At 66.4% G+C, this 19,037-nt stretch carries 23 protein-coding genes and 1 tRNA gene; 9 read left to right on the top strand and 15 right to left on the bottom strand.

The features are described from left to right. The first annotated feature begins 5 nt into the window (after positions 1-5). Entirely contained in the window at positions 6-1,253 is a 1,248-nt protein-coding gene (locus tag PQB87_RS21405) for an MFS transporter (RefSeq protein ID WP_048024808.1), read from the top strand. A gap of 109 nt (positions 1,254-1,362) precedes the next feature. Here PQB87_RS21405 and PQB87_RS21410 read toward each other — a convergent pair whose 3' ends face one another. Beyond that, positions 1,363-2,604 (bottom strand): MFS transporter, encoded by a 1,242-nt coding sequence (locus PQB87_RS21410; protein WP_060066807.1) that lies wholly within the window; start codon positions 2,602-2,604, stop codon positions 1,363-1,365. Between the two features lie 138 nt (positions 2,605-2,742). On the opposite strand from PQB87_RS21410, the gene PQB87_RS21415 reads away from it, so the two are divergent. From PQB87_RS21415 to PQB87_RS21425, 3 genes are all read left to right on the top strand, one after another. Continuing rightward, positions 2,743-3,633, top strand: coding sequence for a LysR family transcriptional regulator (locus PQB87_RS21415; protein WP_153489117.1), 891 nt, complete (start codon positions 2,743-2,745; stop codon positions 3,631-3,633). 68 nt (positions 3,634-3,701) lie between these two features. After that, on the top strand, positions 3,702-3,890 hold the full coding sequence (locus PQB87_RS21420) for a hypothetical protein (RefSeq protein ID WP_233344202.1): 189 nt from the start codon (positions 3,702-3,704) through the stop codon (positions 3,888-3,890). A 256-nt stretch (positions 3,891-4,146) separates the two neighbouring features. Then, the gene (locus PQB87_RS21425) at positions 4,147-4,632 is read left to right on the top strand and encodes a hypothetical protein (protein WP_233344201.1); all 486 of its coding nucleotides are present in this window, start codon (positions 4,147-4,149) and stop codon (positions 4,630-4,632) included. 384 nt (positions 4,633-5,016) lie between these two features. Here PQB87_RS21425 and PQB87_RS21430 read toward each other — a convergent pair. Beyond that, positions 5,017-5,101 (bottom strand) — tRNA-Leu (locus tag PQB87_RS21430). 151 nt (positions 5,102-5,252) lie between these two features. Between PQB87_RS21430 and PQB87_RS21435 the strand changes: the two genes are divergently transcribed. Further along, positions 5,253-6,578 (top strand): leucine-rich repeat-containing protein kinase family protein, encoded by a 1,326-nt coding sequence (locus PQB87_RS21435; protein ID WP_489243737.1) that lies wholly within the window; start codon positions 5,253-5,255, stop codon positions 6,576-6,578. Between the two features lie 40 nt (positions 6,579-6,618). Here the strand turns inward: PQB87_RS21435 and PQB87_RS21440 are convergent, their stop codons facing one another. The 8 genes from PQB87_RS21440 to PQB87_RS21475 form a co-directional block, all read right to left on the bottom strand. Continuing rightward, positions 6,619-7,248 carry a LysE family translocator gene (locus PQB87_RS21440; RefSeq protein ID WP_233344199.1) on the bottom strand — a complete coding sequence of 210 codons (630 nt, stop codon included), beginning with the start codon at positions 7,246-7,248 and terminating at the stop codon, positions 6,619-6,621. Between the two features lie 99 nt (positions 7,249-7,347). Beyond that, positions 7,348-7,521 (bottom strand): hypothetical protein, encoded by a 174-nt coding sequence (locus PQB87_RS21445; protein ID WP_021163271.1) that lies wholly within the window; start codon positions 7,519-7,521, stop codon positions 7,348-7,350. A 31-nt stretch (positions 7,522-7,552) separates the two neighbouring features. Further along, the gene (locus PQB87_RS21450) at positions 7,553-7,999 is read right to left on the bottom strand and encodes a copper chaperone PCu(A)C (RefSeq protein ID WP_059485187.1); all 447 of its coding nucleotides are present in this window, start codon (positions 7,997-7,999) and stop codon (positions 7,553-7,555) included. An 81-nt stretch (positions 8,000-8,080) separates the two neighbouring features. Then, positions 8,081-8,446 (bottom strand): copper resistance CopC family protein, encoded by a 366-nt coding sequence (locus tag PQB87_RS21455; RefSeq protein ID WP_059588738.1) that lies wholly within the window; start codon positions 8,444-8,446, stop codon positions 8,081-8,083. Positions 8,447-8,748: 302 nt separating this feature from the next. After that, positions 8,749-9,126, bottom strand: a complete 378-nt coding sequence (locus PQB87_RS21460; protein WP_489243740.1) for a DUF2946 domain-containing protein — start codon at positions 9,124-9,126, stop codon at positions 8,749-8,751. Between the two features lie 92 nt (positions 9,127-9,218). Next, a complete protein-coding gene (locus PQB87_RS21465) occupies positions 9,219-9,713 on the bottom strand; it encodes an SRPBCC family protein (RefSeq protein WP_489243742.1) in 495 nt (164 codons plus the stop codon). A 58-nt stretch (positions 9,714-9,771) separates the two neighbouring features. Further along, complete coding sequence (locus PQB87_RS21470) at positions 9,772-10,074, bottom strand: 2Fe-2S iron-sulfur cluster-binding protein (protein WP_027789629.1); 303 nt, start codon at positions 10,072-10,074, stop codon at positions 9,772-9,774. An 82-nt stretch (positions 10,075-10,156) separates the two neighbouring features. Continuing rightward, positions 10,157-12,061, bottom strand: coding sequence for a sigma-54-dependent Fis family transcriptional regulator (locus PQB87_RS21475; RefSeq protein ID WP_048024757.1), 1,905 nt, complete (start codon positions 12,059-12,061; stop codon positions 10,157-10,159). A gap of 433 nt (positions 12,062-12,494) precedes the next feature. Between PQB87_RS21475 and PQB87_RS21480 the strand changes: the two genes are divergently transcribed. From PQB87_RS21480 to PQB87_RS21490, 3 genes are all read left to right on the top strand, one after another. Further along, positions 12,495-12,770 carry a DUF2964 family protein gene (locus tag PQB87_RS21480; protein ID WP_021163278.1) on the top strand — a complete coding sequence of 92 codons (276 nt, stop codon included), beginning with the start codon at positions 12,495-12,497 and terminating at the stop codon, positions 12,768-12,770. Positions 12,771-13,010: 240 nt separating this feature from the next. Then, positions 13,011-13,298 (top strand): DUF1488 family protein, encoded by a 288-nt coding sequence (locus PQB87_RS21485; RefSeq protein ID WP_011354308.1) that lies wholly within the window; start codon positions 13,011-13,013, stop codon positions 13,296-13,298. A 210-nt stretch (positions 13,299-13,508) separates the two neighbouring features. Then, complete coding sequence (locus PQB87_RS21490) at positions 13,509-13,781, top strand: tetratricopeptide repeat protein (protein ID WP_254617036.1); 273 nt, start codon at positions 13,509-13,511, stop codon at positions 13,779-13,781. 76 nt (positions 13,782-13,857) lie between these two features. Here the strand turns inward: PQB87_RS21490 and PQB87_RS21495 are convergent, their stop codons facing one another. Further along, positions 13,858-15,159, bottom strand: coding sequence for an NCS2 family permease (locus PQB87_RS21495; protein WP_021163282.1), 1,302 nt, complete (start codon positions 15,157-15,159; stop codon positions 13,858-13,860). A gap of 841 nt (positions 15,160-16,000) precedes the next feature. Between PQB87_RS21495 and PQB87_RS21500 the strand changes: the two genes are divergently transcribed. Next, positions 16,001-16,279, top strand: a complete 279-nt coding sequence (locus tag PQB87_RS21500) for a hypothetical protein (RefSeq protein ID WP_006480752.1) — start codon at positions 16,001-16,003, stop codon at positions 16,277-16,279. Positions 16,280-16,436: 157 nt separating this feature from the next. Here PQB87_RS21500 and PQB87_RS21505 read toward each other — a convergent pair whose 3' ends face one another. The 4 genes from PQB87_RS21505 to PQB87_RS21520 all read right to left on the bottom strand — a co-directional run bounded on the left by PQB87_RS21505 (position 16,437) and on the right by PQB87_RS21520 (position 19,030). Further along, positions 16,437-16,814, bottom strand: a complete 378-nt coding sequence (locus PQB87_RS21505; RefSeq protein WP_431207955.1) for a DUF2917 domain-containing protein — start codon at positions 16,812-16,814, stop codon at positions 16,437-16,439. A gap of 314 nt (positions 16,815-17,128) precedes the next feature. After that, the gene (locus PQB87_RS21510) at positions 17,129-17,506 is read right to left on the bottom strand and encodes a DUF2917 domain-containing protein (RefSeq protein ID WP_111939418.1); all 378 of its coding nucleotides are present in this window, start codon (positions 17,504-17,506) and stop codon (positions 17,129-17,131) included. Between the two features lie 251 nt (positions 17,507-17,757). Continuing rightward, a complete protein-coding gene (locus tag PQB87_RS21515; protein ID WP_059686865.1) occupies positions 17,758-18,045 on the bottom strand; it encodes a hypothetical protein in 288 nt (95 codons plus the stop codon). Between the two features lie 79 nt (positions 18,046-18,124). Then, positions 18,125-19,030, bottom strand: coding sequence for a metal-dependent hydrolase (locus PQB87_RS21520; protein ID WP_111939330.1), 906 nt, complete (start codon positions 19,028-19,030; stop codon positions 18,125-18,127). Positions 19,031-19,037: the final 7 nt, after the last annotated feature.

Below are 19,037 nucleotides of genomic sequence, written 5' to 3' on the forward strand. Positions count from 1 at the left end.
CTTCGATGCGCGATCTGCTCGAACATCGCCGCCTGGTCATCACGATCACGCTGCTTTACCTGTCACAGGGAATCCCGATCGGCATCGCGATGGATGCGATGCCGACCCTGCTGCGCCACGACGGCGCACCGCTTCATGCACTGGCGTTCCTGCCGCTCGTCGGTTTGCCGTGGGTCGTGAAGTTCCTGTGGGCGCCTGTCGTCGACAACCGCTGGTCGCCGCGCATCGGCCGGCGGCGCAGCTGGATGCTGCCGATGCAGACGCTCGTGGTGCTCTGCCTCGGCAGCCTTGCGCAGATCGGGATGACGGTCGCGACGGCCGGATGGGCGGTCGGCCTGCTGGCCGTCGCGTCGCTTGCGAGCGCGACCCAGGACATCGCGAACGACGGGATGGCCGCCGAGCACTTCAGCGGCGACACGCTCGCGAAGATCAACGCGATCCAGATCGCGGGCGTGATGATCGGCTTCTTCGGCGGCGGCGCCGGCACGTTGACGCTGATCGGCCTGTTCGGCCAGCGGGCCGCGTTTCTCGCGCTGGCGGCCGTGCCGCTCGCGAGCCTGGTTTGCGTGCTGTGGGTGTTGCCGCGCGATGCGGATCGTGCGCGCGCGAAGCCCGAGCATGATGCGAGCCTCGTACGTTTCGCGAAGCGGCCGCGCTCGTGGTCGCTGCTGTCGCTCGCGCTGCTGTCGGCGATGACGGCCGTATCGGGTTTCGGCCTGTCGAAGCTGTTCCTCAACGACGCGGGCTGGACGCTCGACGCGATCGGCAAGCTCGGCATGGCCGGCGGCATCGTGACGGTCGTGCTCGGTTGCGGCGGCGGTGCGTGGCTCGTGAGGCGGCTCGGGTTGTGGCGTGCGTTCACGGCCGGCGTGAGCTGTGCGGGCGCGGCCGCGCTGCTGTGGTTCGCGCAGGCGGGCGGGTGGCTGCCGGTGTCGCCGTCGTGGGCATGGCTGTGCACGGTACTCGGTTCGCTGGCGACCGGGATCACGTCGGTGTCGATCATGACGGCCGGCATGCGCTTCGCGGGCGGCAGCGACCAGGCCGGCACCGACGTGACGGCCGTGCAGAGCACGCGCGACCTCGGCGAGCTGATCGCGTCGTCGACGATTCTGTCGCTCACCGCGAAGGTCGGTTATACGGGCGGGTTTCTCACGGGCGCCGCGCTGGCGGTGCTCGCGGCGCTGATCGCGATGCGGCTGAAGCGGCGCGAGTCGGCGTATGCGGTGAAGGGGGATGATGTGCTGGCGTCGTGATCGACGCACGGCCAGTCTGATGCGTCGCGTGCTTGAAGCTCGCGACGAATGACCGGATCGCGCGGGGCGTTCACTGCACTCACTGCGCCCATTGCGTCTGCTACACCCGTTACGCCCGTGCCAGCCGACGCGCCGCCAGCAGCCCGAGCGCGAGCAGTACCGCGACGTAAGCGGCGACGCCCGTCCACGCGCCGTGTTGCCAGAACGTGCCGCCGATCGACCCGAGCACGCTCGACCCGAGATAGTACGCAAGCAGGTACAGCGACGCGGCGTGCCCTTTCGCGGCCCCCGCGAGGTAGCCCACCCAGCCGCTCGCGACCGAGTGGGCAATGAAGAAACCGATCGTCACGAGCACGATGCCGACGACGATCGCGGCGAGCGAATGCGACAGCGTCAGCGCGAGGCCCGCCGCGAACACGAGCACGCCGCTGACGAGCACCGGTGCGCGGCCGAGTCGGTCGGCGAGCGCGCCTGCGCTCGATGACGACACCATCCCGAACAGGTAGGCGCCGAAGATCAGCCCGCACGCGGTCGCACTCAGATTGAACGGGGCCGCGGTGAGCCGGAACCCCGCGTAGTTGTAGATCGTCACGAACGCGCCCATCACGAGGAAGCCGATCGCGAACACGAACGGGAGCCGCGCGTGACGCAGTTGCTCGCCCCACAGCCGGAAGTGATGGCGCAGCGTCAGGTCGGTGCGCTTCACGAAGCGTCGCGACGGCGGCAGCAGCATCACGAACGCGGCCGCCGCGACGAGATCGACGACACCGATCGTCAGCATCGCCGTGCGCCACGAGAAGTGCTCTTCCAGCATGCTCATGCCGATCCGTCCGACCATGCCGCCGAACGCGGTCCCGCCGACATAGAGCCCCATCGAGAAACCGAGCCCTTCCGACGCGATTTCCTCGGCGAGATACGCCATCGCGACTGCCGGGACGCCGCCCAGCGCGAAACCTTCCAGCGCGCGCCAGACCAGCAGCAGGTTCCAGTCGGGCGACAGCGCGGCGAGCACGTTGAACAGCGCGGCGAGCGTCATCGACGCGAACATCAGCCCGCGCCGCCCGACGCGTTCGGACAGCGCGCCGGCGCACAGAATGGAGATCGCCAGCATCCCGGTCGACAGCGACAGCGAGAGCGAACTCGAGGCCGCGCCGAGGCCGAACTCGCGTGCGAACGCGGGAAGCAGCGGCTGGACGCAGTACAGCAGCGAGAACGTGGAAAAACCGGCGAGGAAGAGCGCGAGAGCGATGCGCTTGTACGCGGCCGAGCGCGGGGAAACGCCGGCGGGCAGCGCATCGGGCGTGGCCTGTTGCGTGCCGGGCAGGGCACGGGAAAGCGAAGGGGAGGACATGACTGCGCTCGATGTGCGAAGGAATGCCTGAATTCTTGCGCACGGTCATGTATATGTCCAATATATGAAAGTAACCGCAGCGATATGTTTAACCACTGGCTGGTGAATCAACCCGGCACACCGTGAGAGCACGTACGAATGGAACTCCGGCATCTCCGTTATTTTCTGGCCGTGGCGGCCGCGTCGAATTTCACCAAGGCTGCCGAGGCGCTCGGCATCGGGCAGCCGCCGTTGAGCCAGCAGATCAAGGCGCTCGAAAGCGAGCTCGATGTGGAACTGTTCAGGCGGACCGCGCGCGGCGCCGAGCTGACGCTGGCGGGCGAGGTCTTCGCGCAGGAAGCGCGCCGCGTGCTCGACGCCGCCGAGCGTGCGGTGCGCGCGGCAAGGCGGGCCGCGCGCGGGGAAACCGGGCATCTGCGCGTGGGTTTCACCGGGACGGCGGCGTTCAATTCGAAAGTGTCGGACCTGATCCGGCGCTTTCGGGAAGCGTTTCCGGATGCCGAGCTGACGTTGCAGGAGGCCGCGTCGCAGATGCTGCTGGAGGCGCTGGAGGCCGGGCACCTCGACGTCGCGATCGTGCGGCCGGCACGCCGGGCCGCCGCGACGTTGCGGATGCTCGACTGGGACGACGAACCGATGTTCGTCGCGCTGCCCGTTGCGCACCGGCTGGCGCAGCGGCGGCGGATCGATCTGGTGGAACTGGCGGACGAGTCGTTCGTGCAGGTGCCGAGGGAGGCCGGCGGCGCGCTGTTCGACCATATCGTCGCCGCATGCAATGCCGCCGGGTTCGAGCCGCGCATGGCGCAGCCTGCGCCGCAAATGGCGTCCGCGGTGACGCTGGTTGCGGCCGGGCTCGGCGTGTCGGTCGTGCCGAAGGCGATTACGCAGGTGCAGGTTGCCGGAGTCGTTTATCGGCCGCTGGCGGGGGATGCGTTGCGGGCACGGCTCGCCATTGCGTCACGATGCGATGAGTCGTCGGCGGTGGTCCGGAATTTCCTGTTGCTGGCGGGGGAGGATGGGGCGGCGTGAGGGCCGCGGAAACAAAAACCGCGAAGCCATGTGCCGTCGCGTTTTTCGAGCATGCTTGACGAGCGATGATGTCGTATTCGACGGGAGGTTGGTCTTCGCATTTGAATGAATTCAATATCGACGAAGAAGTATTTTTGTTAATTGGCGTGCGCTGCCGTCTGCAATCTGTCGATGTTGATCGCGAGATGAAAATGAAGGATGGATTCCGGAATTTTCAATCGATGATCGTCGTGACCGGTTGTGGAGCTTGTCGGTGAGGAATTCGCTATTCATTCGCTACGCCAGGCAGAAGCGGGTTGCCTGCTTGCACATCGCCAGCCCCTATGATGCTCCCGAGGGTGCCGTGATCGTCTACGATACGACCGATGAATCGACTCATGGTCAGGCCGGGGGCGTACTGCCCGGACCGTTGTTCGCGAGTGATTACATCAGCCCGAATAGCAGGGTGATGCGCAAGGGCGAGAAACCCACGTTGATCGGAAAGGGTAGAAAGGTGACGGGAGTCTGGATCAAATGAAATGGAATGCCTGGTTTTTGGTTTCTGGCGCAGTGCTTTCTTGCTGGGGGGCGACGGTTCTGGCCGATCAACGCAACGCCGATCCGTTCGTCGCGTTTCAGCAGCGATTCGGCGGCAATCAGGAGTTCGTTTGCACGGCAAAGGGAGGGAAGAAACTTTCCGTCAATGTTGGCGTGCCTCAGGCGGATGCCGATCAGATGAAGGTGGTGCCCCGCCAGGAGTGGGGCAATACCCTGTCGATCTACCTGTCCGCTGGCGAGGGGAAGCCGATTGATTCGTCATGGGGAACGCCGACATTCGATCCATCGATGAAGTTCATGTCGATACGGTTGCGGAACGGCAAGACGCTCGTTTTCGAGCGATTTCGAAATATCCCCGATCCCGATGCGGACGAAAGGCATCTCGATCGCAAACCGTACTTCAATCTGACGATCGATAGCGGAGCAAAGCTGCCTTGCAGTCAGGCATTCAACTTGTCCTGACGCGTGGCCGGTGGAATCGGATTGCAGGGTCGGCGGCCGCGTCATCGGTACGCGGAACGATATGAATGCCGCATTGAAGTCGACCGGACATCGGTCATTTGCTTCTCTCGGATCACGGAGTGTGGCCGGGCCGTCAGTAAAGCGTGACGCGCAGCATTCCCGACAGTGTCCGATCGAATGGACTTCAAGCTGGAAAGGGGAGCGTGCGGTTATCGATGTGGGCCATGCTCCGACAGGTCTTGTCGGCCGGCAATTGGCACATGCCGCGCCAAGCGGGCGATGAGGAAGGAACCACGACGAAAACCTCGTTGCGAGGCAGCTGGATCGTCTGAACCTTGACGCAAGGCGGGGACTGCTGAACTCGAAATGCGGTTAAACCGCATCTGGTGCCGACGGCGAGACTCGAACTCGCACAGCTTTCGCCACTACCCCCTCAAGATAGCGTGTCTACCAATTTCACCACGTCGGCACTGCATTGCACTGCAAGGGGCGCAATTGTAGCGTCACATTTCGCGTTTGTGAAGAGGGTGTGACACGATGGGCGGATGCGCGAAAGTGATCCCGGTAGAATTCGGGCGATCGACCCGATGGCCGCCGCAACCGCAACCCGTTTTCTCCGCGTGACACATACCCTCGAACAACTGCAGGCCGGGCAACTGGCCGGCGCACGGCAACTCAAGCTCGCATGCGGGTTGACGGCATTCCCGCGCGAGATTTTCGATCTCGCCGACACGCTCGAAGTGCTCGACCTGACCGGCAATGCGCTCACCGCGCTGCCGGACGACCTGCCGCGCCTGCATCGCCTGCGCATCCTGTTCGCTTCCTGCAACCGCTTCACCGCATTCCCCAGCGTGCTCGGCGCGTGCGAACAGCTCGACATGATCGGCTTCAAGGCGAACCGGATTCAAACGGTGCCGCGTGGATCGCTGCCGCGCGCATTGCGCTGGCTGATCCTCACCGACAACGCAATCGACGAGTTGCCTGCCGATATCGGCGATTGCTCGCGCTTGCAGAAGCTGATGCTCGCCGGCAACCGGCTGCGCACGCTGCCGGCCGGGCTGGCCGCCTGCCGCGCGCTCGAACTGGTGCGCCTGTCGGCGAATCGCCTGGACGAACTGCCGGACTGGCTGCTGCGGATGCCGCGGCTCGCGTGGCTTGCTGCCGCCGGCAATCCGTTCGGCGCGGCACCGGAAGCCGCGGCGTCGGCGGAGCCGGACATCGCGGACGTCGATTGGGCATCGCTCGCGTGTGAGCAGAAGCTCGGTGAAGGCGCATCGGGCGTGATTTACCGCGCGCAATGGACGGCGGAAAACCTTGCGCCGCGCGCGGTCGCCGTCAAGCTGTTCAAGGGCGCGGTGACGAGCGACGGCCTGCCCGATTGCGAAATGGCCGCATGCCTGCATGCCGGCCGCCACCCGAACATGATCCCGGTGATCGGCAAGGTGCGCGGGCATCCGGACGGTACGCACGGCCTCGTGATGGAACTCGTCGATCCCGCGCTGACGAATCTCGCGGGGCCGCCGAGCTTCGCGACCTGCACGCGCGACGTGTATGCCGACAGCACGGAATTCGAGCCTGCCGCGGCGCTGCGGATCGCACACGGCATCGCATCGGTCGCGGGCCATCTGCACGAACGCGGCATCATGCACGGCGACCTGTATGCGCACAACATCCTGCACGACGGCGCCGGTGGCGCGTTGCTCGGCGATTTCGGCGCGGCGTCGCTCTACGACGTGAACGACCGCGTGCGCGGTGCGCGGTTCGAACGGCTCGAGGTGCGCGCGTTCGGTCACCTGCTCGGCGAGTTGCTCGATCGATGCGGGCAGCAGGCGTGGGCCGGCCGGCGCGCGCTCGACGCACTGGCGGCCGCCTGTTTGAACGAGGATGTCGACGCGCGGCCGTCGTTCGTGGAGATCACCGCCGCGCTGGCTGCGCAAACACGCTGACGGGACGGCGCGGCAAGTTCGGTCTCGACAATACGGGCGCTTACGCCTGCCGCGCAGTCAGCAGCTTGATCCCGAGCCCGACGAACAGCAGCCCGCTGGCGCGCTTGAGTGCACGCACCGCGCGGCTCATGCCGAAGCCGCGATGGAACCGGCGCACGCCGGCCGAATAGACGCTGTGAACGACCACGACGGTGCACGCGATCGTCGCGTACATCACGACGAACTGCAGCGCGAGCGGGCGGTCGTGCACGATGAACTGCGGCATGAACGCCGACAGGAAGATCATCGTCTTCGGATTGCTGCCCGACACGAACAGCGCTTCGCGGAACAGCTTCCCGCGGTCGGGTGCGTCGACCTCCGCCGCGCCGGTCGACGCGCCGGCCTTGCGCTCGCCGCGCAGTTGCCTGACACCCAGGACCATCAGGTACGCGGCGCCGGCTACCTTCATCGCGACGAACAGCGGCGGCATCGCGGCGAGCACCGCGCCGACGCCGAGTGCGACGAGCACCACGACCACGCCCTGCGCGACGAGATTGCCCGCGATCGTCGCGGCCGTGCCGTGCGTGCCGTAGCGCACCGTGTTGCGGATGACGAGCAGCACGTTGGGCCCCGGCGACAGCGTCGTGGCGAGATAGGCTGCGGCAAACAGCATCCAGGTCTGAAGGGACATGCGGCGCTCCGAGAGGCGGTTCCGGCGGGCGGGATGACGCGATGATGCCACGCCAATATATGCCCCCGGGCTTGCCCGGAACCGTGCCGTCGCGGCGCGTCAGCGTGCGTCGCGCATGCAGTACGCGGGGATCGACGGCGGCGTATCGATCGCGGCGGGCCGCGTCATCCACGCGATCCATCCGGCCCATATCCCGCAGACGATCAGCACGGCGACGTTCAGCGGCGTCCGGTAGCGGACGATCAGGTCGGCCAGCGGCAGGCGGTGTTTCATGTGCGTCTCCTTCGATCGGGGGCGGGCGGCATTACTGGCCGGCGTAGGTCGGCGCCTTGGCGTCGCAGGTCACGGATACCGTCGAGCCGTCCGCGAAACGCAGCCGGAACGGCACCTTCGCGCCGGGTGCGACGGCCTGGCGCGGCTGCTCCAGCATCACGTGATAGCTCTTCGGCTTGAAGGTCACCGTGCCGTGCGCGGGCACTTCGACGGCGTCGACGTGAACCATCTTCGCGGTGCTGCCGTTCGTTTGCGTTTCATGCAGCATCGCCATTCCGTATGCGGGCGTGTCGAGGCCCGTCAGCGTGACGGGCGCGTCGCCGTCGTTCTTCAGCGTGAAGTAGCCGGACGACGGCACGGTCGCCGGCATCGCACGGATCCAGCAGTTTTCTGCCTGTACGGCCGGCGCGGCGAACGTGGCGGGAGCCTGCAGCGCGAGCAGTGCGAACAGCAGGCCGGTCGGAATCGGGCGTTTCATGGTTGGTTCTCCTGATGGGTGGATGCGGCGGGTATCGGCGGCGACGCGATCGGCACGAAACGCCGATACGCATCGCGAACGTCATTTCAGCGTGAACGCGTAGTGGCCTTGCGTGCGATGGCCATCGCTGGCCACCGCGATCCATGTGACCGTGTACGTGCCGGCGGTCAGGCTGGCCAGCGCGACGTGCATGCGTTTCCGGTTGCCGGCGTCGACGGACGATTTCCCGTCGGCGACCGACTGCCCGTGGCTGTCGGTCACGGCGATCGAGCTGAAAGCGGGCTCGAGCGCCTCGCTGAAACCGATCGAGACCGCATGCGGCGCGGTTGAGAGCGTGGCGCCGGCGGCCGGTTCCTGCGTCTTCGGGAGTGCGTGTGCGTGGGCGGCCTGGATGGCGACGAAGCCGAGTGCGGCGAGCGTGCCGCGAATGAAAGTGGCGGTTTTCATGGTTGAGTGTGCGAGTGGCGAATCGGATGAAGCAACACGGATTCGACGGACGGATGCACGCGCACCATCGCAGCAGCACCGATGGCGGCCGACGCGGGCGCGAACGTGCGCGGCCGGGCGCTTGCCCGCAGGCGAATGCGGGCGCGACGGTACGCACCGGCAGCAAGCGGCCGCACGCACGGTACGACGCCGCGCGCAACACGGTGAGACATGATCGTCCTTCGAAACGTGACACGTCGCGCATGCCGACGGCATGCGCGAGCCACGCGATGCGCTACGGCATCACGGGCGTTGACGACGAATCAGGACGTGAACGGAGGGGCGCGCGGTTGCGCGGCCGTGAGCGGCAGCGCGCGGCGCAGGCTTTCGAAGCGGGTCGCTTCGCGATGCTGAATGACGTGCACGTTGGCCGCGAACGTCAGGTCGGGCGCGGGCAGTGCGGGCGTATGGGCGAGCAGGCTGCAGTAGCCGCATGCCTGGAGGTGGGCCTGCAGGCTCTTCCGCGACGCATCGGCGGCGCGCTCGCCGGTGGCCGGCGCGGCCGTGCAGTAGCCGGCCAGCAGCGTATCGACGCGCTGCTGCGTCGTCAGGGCCTGCGAGATCGTCGGCGCGAGCGCCGTCATCAGGATGGCGAGCATCCCGATCAGACTGCCGATCTTCCGGAGACGACGACTCAGCATGCGATGCGCGGCGGCGTAGGGGCGACGATGGGCCGGATTATGCCACGCACGTCGAGTCGCATGTCGACACGGCGGTGCGGCGTTGCGGCGCGCTACGCGTGCGTGGCCAGGTATTTCGCGATCAGCGTCATCTGCGCGTCCCAGCCCTGATCGTTCATCTCGCGCGCCTTCGCGCGGCGCGTTTCGAGCAACTGATCGAAGCCCGTTTCGGTGACCGTGAGCAGCGTGCCGCCGGCCTGTGCCGCGAGCGCGAACGTGACGAGCGTCATCGGCTCGGAGGTGTAATCGACATTCGGGTCGATCGCGAACGGATGCCAGCGAAAGGAGAACAGTTGCTTCGGCTCGACGCGATCGACGACGATTTCGAACACAGTGCCCGCATAGGGCTCTTGCGCCTTGGCGACATCGTCGTCGACGCGGGTCGGCGTGATGCGGCCGAACAGCGGTTGCCCGGCCGCGAACGGCCCGTCGAACGAGACGCCGAACCACTGGCCGAATTCGCCGGAATTGCTGACGGCTTCCCACACGCGGTCGGGCGATGCGTTGAGCAGGGCCTGTTTTTCGATGCGATCGGTTTGCTGGGTCATGACGTTCTCCACACAGGATCAACCTTTGCCGGACGGCACGCGCGACCGCGTGCCGCGTCTAGTCGAGCATGACCGCGTCGGGCACGTCGAGGACGAGGTCCGACGTCGCGACGGCCACGCACGGCAGCGTATAGCCGTCGGCCTTTTCCTCGCGGCTCAGCCCCGGCCATTCGATCGTGTAGCGTACGCTGCCGCTGACGATCCGGCAAAGGCAGCTTCGGCACGTGCCGTTGCGGCACGAACGCGGCAGCGACACGCGCGCGAACGCGGCGGCTTCGAGCAGCGTGAGCGAATCGGGTGCATCGAAGGTCGCGCCGAGCGGCTCGATGCGCACGAGGGGAGGGTGTTCCGGATGGGTCATGGCGAAGGCGGGCGGCGATTCGGCGGCAACGCGCCAAGCATACCCGAACGGGCTGGCGGCCTGCGTCGGCCGGCCGCCGGCGTCAATGCCGGCGCAGGTGCCGGTACACGGTATTGCGGGCGAGGCCGAGCTCGCGCGCGGCCGCCGACACGTTGCCGCCATGCCGTGCCAGCACGGCATCGATCACCGCGGCCTGATGGTGTTGCAGCGTCGTGCCTTCGTGCGAGCCGGCCGATGCGGCGGGTGCCGCGGATGACGGCGCCGCCGGTGCGTCGTCGCAGTCGAGCCAGAAATCGTCGGGCAAATGGGTGAGCGTGATCTCGTCTTCGTCCTCGGCCAGCATGCCGGCCGTGCGCAGCACGTTGGTCATCTGGCGCAGGTTGCCGGGCCAGCGGTGGCGCGTGAACGCGTCGAGCACGTCGGCCGCGATGCGGCGCGGCATCGGTTCGCTGCGTGCAAGCCGCGCGAGAATCCGCTCGACGAGCGCGGGCAGGTCGGTACGTGCGGCGAGCGCCGGCAGCGTGACCGCCAGCCCGTTGATCCGGTAGAACAGGTCTTCGCGGAACGTGCCTTCCGCGATCATCGCGCGCAGGTCGCGATGGGTCGCGCAGACCACGCGCACGTCGACCGGCACCGCGCGCGCGCCGCCGAGCGGCATCACCGCGCGTTCCTGCAGCACGCGCATCAGCCGGACCTGCTGCGCGAGCGGCATGTCGCCGATTTCGTCGAGAAACAGCGTGCCGCCATCGGCCTGCACGATCTTGCCGGGGCTGCCGCGCTTGCGCGCGCCGGTGAACGCGCCGTCCTCATAGCCGAACAGCTCGGCCTCGATCAGCGAGTCGGGCAGCGCCGCGCAGTTGACCGCGACGAACGGGCCGTCCGCGCGAGGCGATGCCTGGTGCAGTGCGCGGGCGAGCCATTCCTTGCCGGTGCCGGTCTGGCCGAGGATCAACAGCGGCAGGTCGCGCCCGCGGATCTTCGCGACGCGTTCGAGCACGGCGGCCATGCGTGCGTCGCCCGTGTCGAGCGTCGCGAACGTGATCGCATCGGGGTCCGGTGTGCGCACACGTGCGGCGGGTGCGGGCGGCGTGACGGCGACGGCGGTCTTGTGCGCTTCCGCGAATTCGCAGCGCGCCAGCACGCGTACCCCGGTCGACAGCGTGAGGCGGAACATCGCACCGGGTGCGCGTGCCGCCTGCTGCGCGAGCTGGCTGAAGCGCATGCCGAACAGCGCGTCGCTGGCCTGATGTTGCAGTGCGTCGAACGACGCGCCGAGCTGGAATTGTGCGCTGCGGTTCGCGGCGATCAGCCCGCCGTCGGGGCCGAAGGCGACGAGCCCGGCGAACAGCGAATCGACGCATTCCTCGTGCGCATGAAAGCGCAGCCGCAGGGCTTCCGCGCACTGGTTCGCGAACAGGTGGTTCTCGATCAGTTGCGCGGACATCCGCACGAGCGCGAGCGTGTGCGGGCTCGAGCCGCGCGGATCGCCGCTGACGTCGAGCGTGCCGAGCGTGCGGCCGAACGGGTCGAAGATCGGCGCGCAGGAGCAGGTGAGGATGTGGTTGGCGCGCAGGAAGTGTTCGTCGCCGTGCACGGCGACGGCCTGGCCCGATGCGAGCGCGGTGCCGATCGCGTTGGTGCCGCGTGCGCCTTCCGCCCACGAAACGCCCGTGCACAGCGCGACGCGGTTGGCTTTTTCGATGAAGTCCGCGTCGCCGATGCTGTGCAGGATGACGCCGTCCGCGTCGGTCAGCAGCACGAGGCTTTGCGTGTCGGCGATTTGCGCGTGGAGGTTCTCCATTACCGGGCGGGCGTGCGAGAACAGCGCGTGATTCGTGTCGAGCAGTTCGCGCAGCGCGAGGCGCGACAGCGGCGAGAAATCGGGACGTTCGTGCGCGCGCAGGCCGACCGCGGTCGAACGCGCATGCGCCTGCGCGAGCAGGTCGGTGCGACCCGCGGTGGCGGGCAGCACGAAAGGTTGCGGCATGACTTGTCTCCTGTCGACCAGAGTTAGCGCTTTAGCGCTTACTCTGGTCCCATGCTTCGCGGTCGACCAGAGTTGGCGCTTTAGCGCTTGCTCTGGTCCCATGCTTCGCGGTCGACCCGAGTTGGCGCTTCAGCGCTTGCTCGGGTCCCATGTTTCGCGGTCGACCCGAGTTGGCTCTTTAGCGCTTGCTCTGGACCCATGCTTCGCGGTCGGCCCGAGTTGGCGTTTTAGCGCCCCCCAAGCCCCACGCTCCTCGAATCCGGCCGATCCGGCACACACGTGCTCGCCGGATTCCTCTACCGGTTCCCGCCTGCGCGTGCGGCGCACCATCGACGCGCGAACGCCGGCCATCCGGGCACACATCATCATACAAGCGCCGCGTGCGATGCGCGACCGCGTACAAAATCCACTTGCTTTTAAATGCCCGCCTGCAATGATGGAAACGGAGCACGCACGCGCCGTGTTCCGCATTGCAACATGCATGCGACGCGACATGCATCCGTTCGGGAGACGCATCATGGTTCGGACGGAACTGAGAGTCGTGCTGGCGGCCATCGCCACATTCATCATGCTGGGCGGCATTGCCGTGGCGATCCACGGGCTGCTGTTCGATCTGACCGATGCGGTGCGATACGGGGCGGCCGCGATCGCGGTCGGCGCCACGACGGCCGCAATCGCGCTCAACGTATGGCCCAACGATCCTCACTGACGCCGGTTTCCGAAACGGTGCCGGATGCCGCGCTGATCAGATGAAATGCGCGTCGGAACGACGCACGCCGTAAATTTTGTCTCCCGCGCGAAACCGTCTAAAGTGGAAAGCAACCGGCATGCATTACCCGCGCCATTACCCGCGGGCCGTGCCCCCGCCGGCGAGCCCGCGTACATTTCGTCCGGCCGGTGGCGGACGACGGACGCGGTCATTCGTTTTCTACCGGTCGAGGCGGGTCCTATGCAAATCCATTTCACGAACGAGAAGCCCGAGTATTCGGGGCGCGACCTGATGCTTGCGTTCACGGCGTTGGTGAATGGCGAGCGCGTTCAATGTCAGATCACCGCCGAGGCACTGGAAGACCACTTCGGTGCGGCTTCGCCGCGCTTCGAGGACATGGTCGGTGCATTCGACCAGCACCGCGATCGTATCGAGGCGGCTGCACGGCGCCTGCTGTCGGAGACGCGCGCGCAATGCGTGACGCTGCGCAGCGGCTACGTCCGCTTCTACGAGGCCAACTGGCGCTGACGACACGACGCCCGTCTTGCTGCGCGCGTCGTTGAACACCGCGCACGCGAAGACGTTGCCTTTCATGCGATGCCGTTCGGCGGGCCCGGGCGGCATTTTCGTATGCGGGCCGCACCGGATTGCTGCCGCGCCCGGCCGGCTGCTAGTGTGCCGGCACGACCCGGCGTATCGATTCGTCAGGATCGCAGAGAAAATCATTCGAATCAGGCGTTGAAACTCGATCCGGCGAACCGGCTGGCGCTCGAGGCAACGGGCATCGCGGCGATCCGCGGCAACCGGCCCGATGCGGCGGTCGGGATCTTCGAGGGCAGGAACCGCGCGTATCCCGACGACGCACACGTGATCGCCAACCTGGCGGTCGCCTATCGCCGCACCGGGCGGATCGATGACGCGATGCAGTTGTACCGCCGCGTCAAGACGCTGGATCCGCCGCTGGCGCAGCGGCTGTACGACGACGAACTCAAGGGCGTCGCGACGCCGTGATGCGCGCGACCCGCCCAACGAAAACGCCACCCGAAGGTGGCGTTCGTTCGTCGTGCATCGCGCCGAAGCGCGACCGTCACTCGCTGCCGAGATAGAAGAAGCGGAACAGGAACACGGCCGCGATGATCCACACGATCGGCTTGACCGAGCGGGCCTGGCCCGTCAGCAGCTTGAGGCCGCCGTAAGCGATGAAACCGAACGCGACGCCGTTCGCGATCGAGTACGTGAACGGCATCAGCAGCGCGGTGAGCGCGGCCGGCACGGCTTCCGTTGCATCGTCCCACGGCACCTCGACCATCTCGCGCAGCATCAGGCACGACACGTACAGCAGTGCCGGTGCCGTCGCATATGCCGGCACGACGCCGGCGAGCGGCGCGATGAACAGGCACGCGAGGAACAGCACCGCGACGGTGATGGCCGTCACGCCCGTGCGGCCGCCGGCCTGCACGCCCGATGCGCTTTCGATATACGCGGTGGTCGACGACGTGCCGAGCACCGAGCCCGCGACGATCGCCGTGCTGTCGGCGAGCAGCGCCTTGTTCAGGCGGTTCATCTTGCCTTCGACGAGCAGGCCAGCGCGGTTCGCGACGCCCATCAGCGTGCCGGTCGCATCGAACAGCTCGACGAGGAAGAACACGAGGATCACGTTGATGATGCCGGTCGACAGCGCGGCGCCGATGTCGAGCTTGAACAGCGTCGCATCGATCGACGGCGGCGCGGAGAACACGCCGTGGAACTGGTTGCCGCCGAAGAAGAACGACAGGATCGTCACGCCGATGATGCCGATCAGGATCGCGCCGCGCACGCGCAGGTGGTCGAGCGTGACGATCGTGAAGAAGCCGATGATCGCGAGGATCGTCGTGGGCTTGTGCAGGTCGCCGAGCGTGACGAGCGTGGCCGGGTTGCCGACGATCACGCCCGACGTCTTCAGCGAGATGATGCCGAGGAACAGGCCGATACCCGCGGTGATCGAGATCCGCAGCGATTTCGGAATGCCGTTGACGATCGCCTCGCGCACGCGGAACAGCGTGACGAGCAGGAACAGGCAGCCGGAGATGAACACCGCGCCCAGCGCGGCCTGCCACGTGAAGCCCATCCCCTTGACGACCGTGTACGCGAAATACGCGTTCAGGCCCATGCCGGGCGCGCATGCGATCGGGTAGTTCGCGTACAGCCCCATGATGATCGATGCCAGCGCCGCGACGAGGCAGGTCGCGACGAACACGGATTCCTTCGGCATGCCGGCGTCGCCGAGGATCGCGGGGTTGACGAAGATGATGTAGGCCATCGTCAGGAACGTGGTGACGCCCGCGAGTATTTCGGTGCGGAAGTCGGTGCCGGCTTCAGCGAAGCCGAAATACCGCTTGATGGATTCCATGAAGGCGTTTCTCCGGTCGGGTTGTCGTGTTGCTTGTTGTGCCGAATTGTTGTACAGGCAGCGGCCGGCCTAATGTAACCAGCCACTATTGCCCGGCTATCGGCGGATTGTAATAGCGCGGATAGCTCGGACGATATAGTTGGAGGGCACGATCGCAAGATCGGTCGGCTGCCCGCGCGCGAACGGTCTGGCAGCCCGGCCGCGCGGCGAAGGCGCGCATTTTACCGGTTCGGGTGGAACGAACCGGAAGAAATGGCGGAATCGGGAGCAAGGCAAGGAAGCAAGGCAAGGAAGCAACACCGGCGAACGGAGCCGGCCGATGCGTGCGCAACAACGTGCGCAACAACGAGAGAAGCGAGTGCAAGCCGGACGTGCAGGCGGACGCACAAAGCGGCGCGCGGTGTGGTGCGCGTGGCGGGTGCGGGATGACATCCGGCTGAAACGGAGCGCCCGCATGCTGCACGAACGTGGGGCAGGCAGCACGTGCGAGGCTGGTGCGGAGGCCCGGCCGCGGCATGCGGCGGCCATTCTTCAGTCCAGGCGGTTGCAGATATCGGGCTATCGTGCGCCGAAGCCGTCCCGCCCGCAACTGTCATTTCGTGATGCGGGGGCGACTGTGGTTTCTGTGTAAAAGATTGCAAGACCCCATCGCATAAACCGGCAAGTCTTTCTAGGATAGATACACCGCGCATGCACACGCCGGCCGGTAATTGCCGACGCGGGGGAGTCGCAGTCCGTGCAGGCCGGGCGGTGAAGTGCGGTCAAGGCCGTTGCGCGTTCGGGCAGGCACGGCCGATTGCGATTGCCCGATGCGGGTTCGTCCGTAATCACGGAGGTCAGCATGTTGAACTGGATCAGCCGTTGGGCGATGCGACACGCCCCCACGCCGGAAAAAACCGCTGCGTCGATGCTCGTGACGGCGCGCATGGAACTGTTCGCTGCCGAACAGCGCGTCATCGACGCGAAATTACAAGCGGATTACTGGCGCACACGTGTGTCATTCCTCGAGGAGGTGCAGAAGCAGGGCATCGATCCGTGGGTGACCTCGCAGGCAGCGCAACGCCCCGACCTCGATTCCACTCCCCGCAGCACGGGCCCGCGTCTCGCCGCCAGCACCTGATGCACCTGATGCACCAACTGCATCGCGGCGCGCGATCGCTCGCGGCACGCACCGGCGTGCCGCGTCATTCGATGCGCACCCGCGGCGACTCATGCCGCGGGTGCGTCCGTTTCCGGTCGCGACCGTTCCGCGTCTCGCGTGCCTGACGGCACGTCGCTCATCCGCTCCTTCCCGCTATCCCGACGAGCAAACGTTGCACTTGCGCGAGCGTGCGCCTGAAGCGCTCGCCGCGACGCACGTATGCGGTCGTGAGTGTCGCTTCGGCCGGCCGGTCGTCGGCAACGGTGCCGAGCCAGATGCGTTCGCCGCGTGCGATGCGCAGCACGTCGCCGGGCTGCACCCAGCAATCGTCGACGCTCGGCGGGCGCGTGACCCACAGCGCCGCGCCATGCGTGCGGAGCTCCGCGTCCCGTGGCGCGCGCCAGGTCATCGTCGTGCGCGGCGCGACCGCGAAACGGATCACGACAGTCGGTAACGCGATCGTGCCGGCGTGGCGCCGATCGGGACGGTCAAACAGCGGGCTTGCCTGGTCCATCGTCTTCTCCAGTGATTGAGCCGGATGGATGACGCGCACCAGAACAAAAAGGCCTCATCCGTTTCCGGCGAGGCCTTGTGTGACATGCGGTACTGCCCGATTGCTAACGCACAAGCGCCTCCCGTGAACCATTCTTTCGAATGTTCATCGATCGATGAATCGAGGCGGAGACGAGCGTGTACGTAGGCATGCGAACGAGTTTGTCTTCGTGGAACGGCGTTGTCAACGACAATTTTAGAGATAGTAAAGGGGATGCGTCGGCGGCTGCGCGCGAGTGGCCGCGCACCCGGATCGCATGCGTCGCGACACGTTCGTCATGAGCGACTTCGACATCGTTCGCGCAACAGGCTGCGCATTTGCGCGAGCGCACGCGCCAGCCATGCGTCGCGTCCCGTCGCGTACGCGGTCGTGATCGATGCTTCGGCCGGACGGGCGTCGTCGGTGCTTATCCAGATGCGATCGCCGCGCCGCACGCGCAGCACGTCGCCGGTTCGTATCCAGTAGTCGTCGACGCTGCCCAGCCGCGTGACCCACAGTGTTGCGTCGTGCACGCGAATCTCGGCATCGTTTTGCGCGCGCCACGCCAACGTCTTGTGCGGCGCGACCGTGAACTGGATCACGACCCGCGGCAACGCGATCGCATCGGTGCGGCACCGATCGGGGCAGACAACCAGCCGGCTTGCTTGGTCCATCGTCATCTCCATCCGTTGAGCCGGGCGGGATGACGCGCACCAAAACAAAAAGGCCTCATCCGCTTCCGGCGAGGCCTTGTGACATGCGCAAATGAATCTCGATGCTAACGCACAAGCGCCTCCGGTGCTCGCCACGGATGGGCGTTCACTCGGTTTTCATGCGCGATGGCGGCAGGCTTGAGCATAAGCATGCGAACGAGTGTGTCGTGGCAGCGCATCAATGTCAACGGAAATTTCGAGATACGTGACGGTTACGCGTCGCGTTGCGCGAGGCCGTTCACGAGCAGCTCGGACAGCAGGCCCGTCATCCCTTCCGGGTGCGTGGCCGCGCGCGCCTTCAGCTGTTCGACGAGTTCGGCGTTGAGCTTGCATGCGAACGGCACGAGGCCCTGTTCCTGGTCGAGCTTGCGCTGCGCGCGGCGGTCGAGCTTGGCGGCTTCTTCGGCACCCTTGCCGAAACGCGCGGAGTTCGACTGCTTCATCGCGTGCGTCAGCTTGAGCGCCTTGTTCTTTTCGAGATCGGTTTTCTTCATGGCCATCGCGGCACCTCCGGGAAATTGAAGCCGCGATTGTACGCACTTCGGCGGGCCCCGCCCGTGAAGCCGGCAAGAAACCCGGTCAGGCGCCCTTCGTCGTGCCCCAGTTGCCGCCGTGCGCGGCCGCCTGTGCGGCCGGCGAGCGGGCGAGGTAAGCGAGCGCCTGCTCGGTCGAGCCTTCGTGATGCGGCGTATAGCCGGGCTTGAAATAGCGCAGCGCCGCGCCGATCACCTTCCAGAACGACGGCAGGTGGCCGCGCCGCGAGCCTTGCCACCACGCGAGCACGAAACCCGGGTAGCGGCCGGCGCCCGGGTCGCGCCGGTACATGAACTTCGCGCCCGTCGTGATGTAGTAGAGCAGCAGCAGGATCACGAACGCCATGTGCACGCAGCGCTCCGGATAGGTGCCGCCCATGTGCCGGTAGATGTCGAACGCGACCGTGCGGTGCTCGACCTCCTCCGCGCCATGCCAGCGCAGCAGGTCGACCATCGTCGGATCGGCTTTCCCCTCGTCGAGCCCGTGCGCGTTGAGCACCCAGTTGCCGAGATAACCGAAGAAATGCTCGAGCGACGCGATCACCGCGAGCTGCTGCCGCAGCCAGAAACGCGTGTGGCCGATCTTCAGCCCGAGCGGCTGTTCGCCGAGCACGCGCGTGAACAGCCGGTTGAGCTTTTGCGTGAACGGCTTCGTGTCGATCCTGTGCCGGTCGTAGTAGTGCTTCAGCACGCCGCCGTGCGAACGCGAGTGCACGGCCTCCTGCCGCAGGAAGCCTTCGGCCTCGTCGCGCAGGCGCGCGTCGGTGATCAGCGGCAAGGCCTTGTTGTACACGCGGCAGAACCACAGCTCGCCTTCCGGGAACAGCAGGTTCAGCGTGTTGATGATGTGCGTGCTGCCCGGGTCGTTCGGCACCCAGGTGATCGGCGTGTCGCTGAAGTCGAACTTCACGTGCCGGGCCTTGATCTTGTGATAGTCGGCGGTATCGGTCATCTTTGTC

This window comes from Burkholderia sp. KL41 (assembly GCF_057005415.2).